The following is an 11,618-nucleotide window of genomic DNA, read 5'->3' as shown; positions in this document are numbered from 1 at the left end:
TTATATACAATTATTTATAATAATTATGGAATTTATTCTCAAAAAAAAAGCTACAAGCTAATAGCTTCCCTTATGGCTAAATACATCAACAGTAATTACTAAAATGTTTGATTATAGGACTGATGTTGACTCTAATCAGACTAACAAACGTATTTTTTGAAACGCAGCAAGAGGCGACTAATCAGTAAAGTTAAAAGTAGCCCCTTCCTTTCGCCACCCTGCTTATATAAACTATATCAGTGCAACTCTCACAACTGACAAGTATAAACGTCCATCCGCAGACCGATCTTCTTAGTAATTTACAACAGCACGTCGCATGATCGTACCCCCGCTAATTAGGCCCATATTTACAGCGTCAATCAGCAATTAATCCATTCGTTCGCCAGCGAGCGCGAACAAAACTCTCAAAATTGTAGCCTTCTTTGAGCGGCAATTTATCTGCATGATCGCAAACGATGATTTGTGGTATTACCCCTGTTTCTTTTAACGTGTCATCACAAAATTTGGCCAAGGTAGTAAACATCTTTGATACTGCGTCCACATCTTCATCTATCGTTTTATCAGTCTTCCTATCCCCGCGAAGATCATCTGCCTTGAATGTATCCGCATCATCCGTTGATGGGAAATAGACCTGAGTTGGTTGATCTAGGAATAGGATCGGCGGCACCCTACATGTTCCATAAGCTGCAAAGTTATAGTGCAGAGCAAGGAATAATGTCAGATGGGAGTAGAGCCAATTAGCACCGCTCCCCATTGAACGCAGGAAAACCTTTTTAGCATAACCATTTTTCTCTTGTTTCTCATGCCAAAGATCAAATGTATCGATATCAAATCTTAATGATCCATTTTTATAAGTCTCCTCGAAATCAAAATCTTGGCCGATAGACTTCATTTTTCTATTGATGCCGTTCTTAAGAATCCTTAATCTTGACTCAACATCATATTGAGCCATTTCATCATTGTACTCATCTACTTTCTTCTGCCAATAATCCACCTGTTTTTTGGCCTCTGATGGAGGGTTATCAATATATCGTTCAATGGCAAGTTCAAGTTTAATCTTGGCTTTCTGCGCAGAAGCATCGACAGACTTCGATTTTTGTAAGTGCTCAGCTTCATCATCAAGTGGCTTTAGCGACTTTTCAACACTCGCAAGCTCTTTACGTAACTTTTTAATTTCGTCATCGATCGCCCTGCGCTCCTCACCAAATCCCTCACGCGCATAAGTTGAAACCTTGAGCTCTTCGTTCAGCCAGTGTATCGCAGCTGAAAGCTTATTAGCTTCATCTTCAGCTATATCAGATTGAGATGCACATACTGGGCACACACCTTTCTTGAGATTAGTTGTTTTCGGAATAGTAAGAGATGTCATCGTCTCAGCGAATCCAGATGCTTGCCCAGTAGATATATCCAGCAGATAACGGGTATTCCTGGCTTTTTGAATGTGGGACATCAGTGATGCTTTTGTTTTACGTAACTCCGCTCGTTTATACTCAAATGCATCAGAAAGCCCATCAACTCTAATCGGAATACCAATAAGGTGATTCAATGCTTGTTGCGGTCTTTGCCAGATATCTAAAGGCGTCAAGTCAGTGAGTGGATGACCAGCCAACGCATAGTATTCACTCAAAAAGGTTGAAAATTCGTTGATAAAAGCATCTCTGATCTTCTCCTGTTTCGGTATCTGAGCCAGAGCGCGTTTGAGCTCATATGTTGCCTCAGTATGAAGCTTGGCAATGTCGAAGTATTTTTCGCCAACGATATCCATGAAGATCTTGAAATGATCAATGACTTGATCACGTTTACGTTTTTCGTCGAATCTATAGAAAATTGCATGCCTGTTAGCCACCAAATTTTGGTGCTGTAACATAAAAGACATAAAGCTACGCACAGAAGGTGTCGGGCTTTTCTTACCAGTAATTTCCTTCCGAAGCGGATCTACATCAATATTCTCAAGGGTTACCGCAAAATATCGCCCCAAGCATTTAATGAACTCATCTTTGTATTGGAAGTAATCTTTAGTAAAGAAGGACTTAACGTCTTCAATTCGGGGAAGGATATCATTGATTTCAGTTCCTGATACTTCACGCAGGAAACAACGATTACTGTCTACAACTCGGCCAATAACAACTACAAGATTAGAAAAACGTAGTACTGTAAAAAAAAATTTCGCACATTCAGTGATAACACCTTCAGGAATAGTATTCTCAGAGCTCCCCATACAATAATCAAAGATATCAAGTATCGCACTTTTCCCTTTGGAGGACTTGCCTGTAATGATGTTAAGGCCTGGAGTAAAAGTAACGGAGTGGACTTTATAATTATTATCAATGACACCAATATAATTAACATAACACATCATAATGATTTGAGCCCCAACATCCTGTAGATTGAAACAACATTTTCACCAGACAGCACCATCGACAATTTCTGACCATATCTAAAAAGATGCTTGTCCGAGTTGGCCACATTAGGAGCTTTAATTGTCCGCACTGAAAGTTCAGGTGTAATTTCCAAACTTTCCTCAGCGGTCAGGATCAACAAGGCAGCATTAGTGATAGGTTTAAACTCTTCAACTCGTATCGCTAGCCCAATCAATCTACCAGCATCTGATGACATCGTCCGAATCGAGCTATCTCTACGAGCCCCCTTCAAGAAACTATGCATAGGTTTGTAGGTAACGATAGGAAGGATTAAATAGCTCAACAGAATATCATTTTCGATAGAGTCCCAGTCTTGGTAAAAACCATGAATCACTGGAGCTAACGCAAATGGTGTTCGATGCAGGGAATACAGGTGCTCCGAGACTTGAGTTGTCATTACCATAACCTCCAGTGAAACTCATCATCCTGATCCTCAGGTTCCTCTCCAGCAAGTAAGTGATAGACACCGTTGCGAAATTCAGCCTGTGTGTGTTCCATCCCGCAAAAAGGTTCGACCGCCATACCATTGCGATCGTAGTAAAACCTCATGGAATGTTTATTCAACTCCATTTGGCTTGTGACGCCAGTACAGTCGAGCATCGCACTATTTCGTCCATTCTGATGCAGAATCAGGTGATTATTAAAATAGCTATCAACATCTGATTTGGAAAGTACTCCATCACTGTAGAGTTCCGAAATTACGGTCTGAGTAACCACTCGATGTAGAGCAGCTGTCTTCAGAACACATTCTCCACCGATTTGTGTTATTTTCAGGGCAAACAACATGGGCTTAATTTCTTCAATATTGATGGTCTTTTTGAGTGCATCCATGTCGACCAGTGGAAATTTTTTCGGATGCTTGATGTATCTATGCGTGAGTTCGGTAAATTTTGCAGAAAAGTCTTGATGGGATATTTGCCATCCTTCACTAACAAGTTTGGTACTACACATAAACCCTAGCAAATCATCTATGAATTGCTGGTATTTGGTAGGACGAATCATTGTGAGATGACGCGTCTGGTAGTTTTGGATGCGCTGTTCCAGAGAGTCAGCTCCAACCGTGATATGCATCCGTTCTAGAATTTCCATCAACTTATCACGGTGTTCGGGTGCCATTACATACTGTTGTAGTGACTGCGATTTAGTTGGCTTAGCAGTTTCGTCGTCATCGCTAGATTTACTCGTCGTTTTTTTCGCCTTCCTTTTCGTTGCACCAGTTTGCGAAGATACAAAGATATTCTCCATTATTTCAAGCCGTTCAGCAGTAGATCGCTCGTTCCAGCTCTTAAGTTCACTCTGAGATCCAAACTCCTGTGTTGTTAACAACACAAGGCTTTTGAAGGAAGTGCGCTCGAAATTTTCATGCATCCAATTTTTCAGGGTATTCCAGAAATTGGCATGACTATCAGTAAGGTTGTCGGAGTAATTTTTGACCTCAGTCTGAACTTTTCCTGGGACCGTAACATCACCTGATACTTCAATCCATAGGCTTTCGGCCGGAGTTAGATCATGGCAATATTCGACTGCAACCAGTAACTGGTACTGGAGTGCCTTGAACAAGATCGTCGCGTCGAAGGGTAACAGCCCGTCGTTAGAAGAGGCCTTATTCAGAGATAGTTTTGTATTTACACATTCCAATTTTTACCACGCCTCCTACCCAAAGCTAGTGTTGAGCGTTTAGCCCATATAAAAATATGTTTCCCTGTTTATCAAGGTTAGATATAAAAACATTCTTTTTTATTCAAGGCATTGATAAAATTAGCAATACACCCCAAAAACCTCATTAACTAACGCAACACTATGGTGTTTACCTAGGACAGCCCTAAAAAGACCTTCAACAACAATGTACCAAGCTCAACTGCCCATGACCGACTATTTTATCCCGTTTCAGTCATTCAAATTCTATAGTCCAGTGAGGCTACAACCTAAAAACTGTTTATCACAATCGCTCAATCTCATCGATAGTGAACCAGTGGTTACGAACAGCCGCAGCGATAAGAGCATCAGGATTTTCGGTATAAGCGACCAGAGCCAAGCTTTTTTTTGCGCGAGTACACGTGACATACAAGAGGCGGCGTGTGCGTATGATTCCGCTAGCCGTTGCATCAGAAAGATGCTTGCGATCCGTATCCGATAAAGGCTTGGCCTCAAATAGTTTGTCATATGAAAATAAAAACCCACGCGCATCGCTGTCATCTAAGATCACTAGCACGCGTTCAAACTCAAGGCCTTTCACGCCCTGGTGGGTTCCGAACGGCCCACGATCACTGACATATTCTGAGAATGGAATCGTCTGGTTGTACGGAGTTTCTAAAAATTCTCGCCAAGCCTCAAGACTCGAAGGTGACTGCCCTACTGACTCCTCTTCGCTATCTGGCTCATCATCATCGTTGATCTGCTCGTTTTCCTCCACTGTGAGATCACCGAGGACAAAGGGGCGCAATGCCGATGGGATTTCGAATAACTGGTGCTCAGCAATGCATTTCAACACTGAGAGGAAGGTAGTACTGGATTGTTCAGTGTTGAGGGCAAGCAGCGCATCCACAGCGGAGCGTATCGGTTGTAGCGGATCTTCTGGAGTAGGGCTATTGGCAATGACTACACGCTTAAGAAGCGGAGATGTTGCCCGCAGATGGGCCATAACCGCGAATCTGTCATCGGCACGCGCCACAGCGATGAGTGGAGCAACACGTTCAGTGAACAACCTAATACCAGCTAACTCCCCAGTTCGTAGTCCTGTCGACAAGCGAGAATCCCGATCCAAGGCTTGGAACATGTCAAGGAAACCACATCTTGATGCCGCCATGTGGTGTTCTAGAGTGAGTGATTTGATTGCAGGTCCGTTGCGCCAATCAGAATCGCAGCATAGAGTTGCCATCCGCTCACGGACATGCAGCTCAAATCCTGGTTTGTCTAAAATACCATTGGGGGCTACGAAAAGACGGACAAAGCCAACTTCGCTGTCATCACGCGCCACCTGGCTTTGGCTATCAATCGGTGCTCGCAACACGTTGCCTAGCGCAATGACACGCTGAGGCGAGCGATGATTCAACCGTTTGACCGGACGCGCCCAATCCACTGGTACTAGGCGTTCCAACTCGGGATGGCCGTCAAGGAAGATCCGCTGCATGGTATCACCGAACAACCCCAGACCGAATTTTCCTTTGTTCGCAGTTGCGAGCGTAAAGAATGCTTCAAGTAATCCCTTATTGGTGTCCTGGCTCTCGTCGATAAGCAGAAAAGGATATTTGTTGACAAGAACTGCCTGCATTGATGGTTTTGTCTCAATGAACGAAGCCGTTATCTTTAGTACCTCAGTATGCGATAGTGAATCCTGTCCATAATTGTCGCCGTTAGGGTTGTAGGTGAAACGTCTTGGCACACTGAGCCATTCAAGACGTCGCATTATTGAAGCAATCGCGCGTTCGCGATCCATAGATGCTTTACCGGCACGCCCTTTCGCTTGCTTCTCGCGTAGTTCAGCAAGATTGGTCGGGAGCGTGTTGAGAAGCCATTCTTGGATATCCCTATGGTAGGTTTCAATATGCCGCCAGCAAAAACTGTGGATCGTCGAAATCGGAAATAAAGAATCCTCACCAACACGTTCAGCGATCTCATCGGCCGCCGCATTCGTATACGTGATCACCGCAATTTTCTTGCCCAAACGTCGGAACAACGCGCCATGTTCGGCGCGAAACGCATCAAGCGCGTTTTTTAATGAACGTGTTTTTCCTGAACCAGCACTTGCATAGAGGAAAAAACTTCTAGGGGCGGAAGGATTTAGGCAAGCACGAATTTGCGTGTCAGCACCGTCGTCAAAATCAGGTGGTGCCGTCTCAATCATTATCATGAACTGGCCCCGCCTTGATTTCGTTATTCACTACATCGTTACCAACAGCGCTTTCAAACCATTTAAGACCGGCAGCGATATAGCTCGGTGGTTTCAATGCCTTGGGATCTTCAAGCATCAAACAATCGAGCGCAAACGCCGCCTTCTCAGCGGTTTTTAGCAAATCGAACAGTTCATTTTCAAGATCATCACCCGCGAGATCTTGTGTCACTATTTCACGGATCTTTTTTGATGTGACTGAGCCTTCGACATTCGCCACCGTGGCAAGGTTTTCAATGATCAGCGCATCCTCAAATGTCCGGGGTATGATCAATGTATCCCCATCAGATGGAACCTTAACAGGCTTTTGGTAGGCGACGTAAAGTTCATAGCCACTGCCCGTCGTCGATGCATGCCCCTCTGGAGGCAATGCGATTAGTTCGTCGATCGAAATCTTTCCTGGGTGCCACTCTTTCAGCACAGAGTTTGCTGTCTCTTGCTCTTTACCTTTCTCGGGACGCGCTGATTTCCAGCGCGTCGTTTCGTTACCATTCTTGTCGGTTATCTTGACTGCCATAGTTGCGTCAAGATCGCTGATAATCAACGTCGCAACACCGAGCACATCAACCAGATCGCGAAATTTATGCGCGTGGCTACCACCGAGTTCAAGTAATGTAATATAGCGCCTTGATAGTTCTGGGAAATGATGACGAATGAAGTGAGGTACAAGAATACGCTCAGCCTGCCCTTCAACAAATATGACCCCATCAGCAAAAAAAAGATCGCAATGCGTAGCCTTGAGATACCGTTTTACAAAGCGCTTAGTTTCATCACCATTACCGAAAATATGTGAAAGATTAGCGACCGTTGTTGTTGGTGTTTCTCCCTTACTCGCAGCAGGTCGACGACGGAAATACCGCAAATTGGCGAAATCCGCTTCATGAGCGACATGACTCGAATGGGTACTAACAATCAGTTGAGTGCAATAGGTATCGCTATCACCAAGATCGTCATGTTTCCTGAGGAGACCATATGCTTTGTTAATGAAGACCTGCTGAACCTGAGCATGAAGATGTGCCTCGGGCTCTTCAACGAGCACGAGGTGCAGAGGCTGAATCTCATGTGACACATCCGAACCTTCGAGGAGGCCAGCCTTTTTGACTCGCATCCATTCGTCACGGAACCCCATCAGCATAAACACCATGGCGATCAAGTTCTGATAACCAAGCCCAGAATAGTCTTCTGGGAGTTTGAGCGTCTTGGTTCCATCGCCCAAGGGGTCAGCAACTTGATACTGTACCGAGGAGCCATGTTTCATCCCATCCGTCGCACGAAGAAGCGTCGAGATTTTTAGTTTGGGGTTATTCATGCCGGGATAACCCAAGTCTTCGAGTTCTTCAAAGGCTGCGGCGAATCCGGCTTCCAGACGGGCGTCAAAACTACGCTCAGCAGCTTGGATCGCTCCCAGTGCCTCGTAGTCTTTTTCCGAAGGCGTTTTCGACGGGTCGAGATGGCGATCGTAATAAGAACGAAGCTGGTCTGATAGGCGGCGCTTGAATCTGCGATTAGCAGTCTCGCTCTTATCTTCACCACCATCCTTGCTCCCAGCATCGGCGAAGTCACGCTGTGCGGCAATTTCATCGATCTTGATAAGGTTTTTAAATGGAGGATGGTCGAACGCAAGCACATTCGCTGGCAGTATTTGTGGTGTCGCAAGGCCATCATGCCCTGGCATCGTTACCGCAGTTGGGTCGAGAGGATAGGCCACGAGTTCAAGATGTGCCCGTAACCTACGGTCTAGAAACTCAGTCAGGCTGCCCGGCCATAACGCGATCTTGGTTCTTTTTCCATCCGGTCCAGATACTGATGCATCCCGCGCAGCTGAACGCTGTATGAGATACTCAGTTTTGAGTTCGTCTAGGTCTTTAACCCGATAAGAAAGCCGCACACCCAGCATGCCGCCGGACCAATCCAACGTAGGGAGAATATTCACAACATGTTGGATCTCGCTAAGCGGTACATCAAGCCATACATCGAGTGAAGGAAGAAGCGCATTAAGATCGACTGTTGGCTCCCTATCTACCTCCCACTCATCACCCAAGAGATCAATTTTTGTCCAGTTGGCAATCGTTACATCACGTAGTGCCAGACTGTTCGGTGAAAGTAGAAAAATGCGTAGTGCCAGCATTGCCGAAGTTTTGCCACTATTATTAGCGCCAACAAGAATCGTCGTTTTCTTATCGAAGTTTAAATGCATGCACTTCAGTTTTCGAAAATTCGTAATTTCAACGAATTTAATTCGCACATTAACTCCCTATCCCCTGCAACGGAGAATTAGATATTAAGTCCTTGCGTTCGCTCTGAATCGAATAGCTAACATATGGGACGATTATATAGCGCGATAGAGAGTAAATATTGCTCTTCTCTCTGCTCCCCAAAGCGCTAGTGCATCATTGACGTCGATCCCCATTACTGCACATTAAAGAGTAGTTTTGCCAATACGCGATTGAAAGACACTCAACTTATAATGCATAGGAAAATTAGTAACGCTTTCGTTTTTTGCACTCTCTACATGCCATAAGACTTGATGTCACCGCAGGCAGGATAGGCTGGGTGATAATGTTCGTTTCAGTCAGATGAATCCTGTTTACACCAGCCATAACAGAATCCATCAATAACGAAGATATGTAAGCATTTTTACACATACCAACATTTTACTTCACGATCAGAAACACAGTTTTGAATCATTGAACTCATCAACGCTGACTGCACCCAAACGACCGTTCTTCCCTGCAATACGATTTGGTTCGCTCTTTGGCGAAGTAGCTAACCCTGAACGTCAATCGATCATAAATCGTTCGATAATCTTCAGCGTTGATATCCAGATAATAGAGAGGTTTTTCAGGGAAGTGTACCAGCGTCCGGTAATCGGACTGGTTACTCAGGCCTAACCCACTCAGCCATGCTGCTTGTATCAACGATGCTAGCCCCGTTCCGCTTTCGTCATACCTTCCCAGGCCGCTGAAGGTGCCTTTGTTGACGAATAAGACAACATGATAATGGGATTTTCGGTTTTCCTCTCCAACTTCGCGTACCCAGAGATGACGCAAATGGCAGGGGTATGTTCGTGTCCCTTGCTTCTGCTTACTCCGATATCGCGCTTCAATCTTTGCATCCAGTGATTCAACGAAACGGGACATCAAGCCCTGACGTGCATTGAATTCATCATCTGGCAAACGTAAATCTACCCGTATTGCCATGGTGCGCGGATGCTCGGCCACTGCGTTATTTATCACGCTAATCATGCGTTGCAGATAAGCCTCATTGAACGGAGCCTGGCTCTGATCAATACGAATATTATCTATCATGGTTTTTCACTTATAAGATTGCTACAGGCAGGGCATAGCCTTACCCGTAGTGGGCTAATGAATGAGTTAATAATGTGTGGGGATACTGCTGTAACAGCAGTAAGAGGGATCACAGTGATATGTGAATGACTACCTTCCTGGTAACCGAGTGGATAGATAATTTAATTATATCAGACAGTTAATAATACCAATCCGTCATCAAGCACACCCGATTGATACCTGTGGCGTATGGTGTTACTCGAGAAAATCAGGTTAATTTTTACTCCGAAGTTATCCTGCTCATACTATGGCCTGTTAACGTACCAAAACATCTGAAGACGATTCGGTACGTGTTATGTTTGAGAAGCCTCTGTAGAGCCTGTATTTCAGCCTTTCAGGCAATTATATTTCCCTGCTGTAAATGCCTGTCTTGCACAGTGAACACTGTTTATTCCCCCGGTAGTGGCTACCACACATTGTGCATCGCCAGTGGGTAACCCGCTGAACGGGTGGTAGCTACGCAATAAGCCTTTGCAGTTGCTTCATATTGGAGGACGTTTGATCCTTTGAGACAAGGTAAGCGCAATGTAATAGCGCTTCGGGATCACCAGCAGTAATGACATGCTCAAACCATACAGGCGACATTACAGTTGCAGGATGAGATATCAACGGACACCGACAGTGATGGCAGCACCACTCATTGTCAGCAGAATCGACTCGAGGGGCTGCCGCGATTTCACCGGTACTCCTCTGTACGATGTGGCATTTTTCTATACGCCTAGCCCACCTTCACAATGGCCGGGTGGCTTCAATGTAATCCTTCGTCAGCGTTGCCAGTCCTCGGTAAGTTTCTTGTTGTGCTGATATCCACTTTTTTAACTCATCAGCGTCAGGCAAGTGTAGTGAATACCATTCATCCAAATCGCTACCAGTGATGAGATCACACCAGCACAGCAGTATTAGGGCATGACGTATCTCCGGTTGCGTATGCAATCGGAATAGCATTTTTAATTGTTCCAGCTTTCTTTTTCCCAACCGGCAACATTCACTGAATAGCACGCCTGGAAGCAAGGGGTAATCAATATGCTTAATCAGTTGGGGAATAATATTGCAATCTACTACCTGCTCTGTGCGTATAACCTGGAGCAGACATTGTGGAATGACAATAACGAATACGCTGCCATCTTCTTGCTGGCATGATGCAATCGTCAGCTTGTGCCACAATGTTATCGACTGTTGAAATAATCCATGGCACAGGTTTAGTCGGGTAAAATCATCAAGCCAAGTTTGATAATGGTTAAGTAGTGGAGTCTTTTTCATCGTTATTTCCCTTCAATACTGGATTTCAGACAGCAGAAAACCGCCGCTAATGCGGATAATGGTGATAGCTGACTAAAAAGGTGTTATTAGTGAATAAAAGGCGGGTTAGCGTTGTTTTCGGGATTTGGCAATGCTCTCTTGTAGCCAGGCCTCAACCTCACTCTTTAGCCAACGGGAACTCCGGCCAAATTTAACGGGCGCAGGGAAATCTCCATCCTGAATCAACTTATAAAACCACTTATCCGTCATCTCAGTGAGGGCGGTGATAAATTTCATATCGATAAACTGATCTTCCAGTAAGGTCGGTTGCGTTGCCATGTTGGTATTCTCCGGCTGGTAAATAGATATCAGAGCCGGGGGTTTTGCTTACCAGTCGACTCCGCTATACCAACTGACCCATCTGTAAAAATACTCAGTAGCCAACTAATATGTGTAAATCTTACATCCTTCAAGATATAAAGAACTACTCATAATTTATTTTTTCACCTAGTTTCCACAAGTCATACTGTCATGCTTAAAGTTGCTTTTTCGTTGGGGATACTTTTTCACCAAAATCATTTTCTTAAATAAGCTCATCGGAGTTCTTTCCCTTTCCACTTCCCTGTGACTCGAATGATTTGGGGTATATATAGCTAACGAAATAGGTATCGATGATGGGGGGAGTCGTCTATATAAATTGTCTCTAATGGTATTTAGTAGAGA

The 11,618-nt window shown here is 44.6% G+C and carries 9 protein-coding genes and 1 pseudogene; all 10 read right to left on the bottom strand.

What is annotated here, in order from left to right; genetic code table 11:
• Positions 1-355: 355 nt before the first annotated feature.
• Positions 356-2,359 carry a DUF3732 domain-containing protein gene (locus CLR69_RS00990; RefSeq protein WP_129711902.1) on the bottom strand — a complete coding sequence of 668 codons (2,004 nt, stop codon included), beginning with the start codon at positions 2,357-2,359 and terminating at the stop codon, positions 356-358.
• Positions 2,356-2,817 (bottom strand): three component ABC system middle component, encoded by a 462-nt coding sequence (locus CLR69_RS00985; protein ID WP_129711903.1) that lies wholly within the window; start codon positions 2,815-2,817, stop codon positions 2,356-2,358. Before CLR69_RS00985 ends, CLR69_RS00990 begins: the two co-directional genes overlap by 4 nt.
• Positions 2,817-3,980, bottom strand: a complete 1,164-nt coding sequence (locus CLR69_RS00980; protein WP_197730525.1) for a hypothetical protein — start codon at positions 3,978-3,980, stop codon at positions 2,817-2,819. Before CLR69_RS00980 ends, CLR69_RS00985 begins: the two co-directional genes overlap by 1 nt.
• A gap of 379 nt (positions 3,981-4,359) precedes the next feature.
• Positions 4,360-6,270: a UvrD-helicase domain-containing protein gene (locus tag CLR69_RS00975; protein ID WP_165345966.1), complete on the bottom strand. Its 1,911-nt coding sequence runs from the start codon at positions 6,268-6,270 to the stop codon at positions 4,360-4,362.
• A complete protein-coding gene (locus CLR69_RS00970) occupies positions 6,257-8,554 on the bottom strand; it encodes an AAA family ATPase (protein WP_129711904.1) in 2,298 nt (765 codons plus the stop codon). Before CLR69_RS00970 ends, CLR69_RS00975 begins: the two co-directional genes overlap by 14 nt.
• A 451-nt stretch (positions 8,555-9,005) precedes the next feature.
• Positions 9,006-9,617 carry an inovirus Gp2 family protein gene (locus tag CLR69_RS00965; RefSeq protein ID WP_129711905.1) on the bottom strand — a complete coding sequence of 204 codons (612 nt, stop codon included), beginning with the start codon at positions 9,615-9,617 and terminating at the stop codon, positions 9,006-9,008.
• Between the two features lie 381 nt (positions 9,618-9,998).
• Positions 9,999-10,079 (bottom strand): annotated as a pseudogene (locus CLR69_RS23485) (putative zinc ribbon protein); the annotation flags it as partial.
• Positions 10,080-10,112: 33 nt separating this feature from the next.
• Positions 10,113-10,355, bottom strand: coding sequence for a DUF7828 domain-containing protein (locus CLR69_RS00960; RefSeq protein WP_479691727.1), 243 nt, complete (start codon positions 10,353-10,355; stop codon positions 10,113-10,115).
• Positions 10,356-10,385: 30 nt separating this feature from the next.
• Positions 10,386-10,916 carry a secretoglobin family protein gene (locus CLR69_RS00955; RefSeq protein ID WP_129711906.1) on the bottom strand — a complete coding sequence of 177 codons (531 nt, stop codon included), beginning with the start codon at positions 10,914-10,916 and terminating at the stop codon, positions 10,386-10,388.
• Between the two features lie 105 nt (positions 10,917-11,021).
• Complete coding sequence (locus tag CLR69_RS00950) at positions 11,022-11,234, bottom strand: helix-turn-helix transcriptional regulator (protein WP_129711907.1); 213 nt, start codon at positions 11,232-11,234, stop codon at positions 11,022-11,024.
• Between the last annotated feature and the right edge of the window lie 384 nt (positions 11,235-11,618).

Source organism: Pectobacterium zantedeschiae (assembly GCF_004137795.1).
Classification (GTDB): domain Bacteria; phylum Pseudomonadota; class Gammaproteobacteria; order Enterobacterales; family Enterobacteriaceae; genus Pectobacterium; species Pectobacterium zantedeschiae.
This window is presented reverse-complemented; position numbering and strand designations above follow the sequence as displayed.

What these genes read in the sequence shown, in the direction of transcription:
- CLR69_RS00990 (WP_129711902.1), bottom strand. Translation starts at nt 2,359, where the DNA reads ATGATGTGTTATGTTAATTATATTGGTGTCATTGATAATAATTATAAA.
- CLR69_RS00985 (WP_129711903.1), bottom strand. Translation starts at nt 2,817, where the DNA reads ATGACAACTCAAGTCTCGGAGCACCTGTATTCCCTGCATCGAACACCA.
- CLR69_RS00975 (WP_165345966.1), bottom strand. Translation starts at nt 6,270, where the DNA reads ATGATAATGATTGAGACGGCACCACCTGATTTTGACGACGGTGCTGAC.
- CLR69_RS00965 (WP_129711905.1), bottom strand. Translation starts at nt 9,617, where the DNA reads ATGATAGATAATATTCGTATTGATCAGAGCCAGGCTCCGTTCAATGAG.
- CLR69_RS00955 (WP_129711906.1), bottom strand. Translation starts at nt 10,916, where the DNA reads ATGAAAAAGACTCCACTACTTAACCATTATCAAACTTGGCTTGATGAT.
- CLR69_RS00950 (WP_129711907.1), bottom strand. Translation starts at nt 11,234, where the DNA reads ATGGCAACGCAACCGACCTTACTGGAAGATCAGTTTATCGATATGAAA.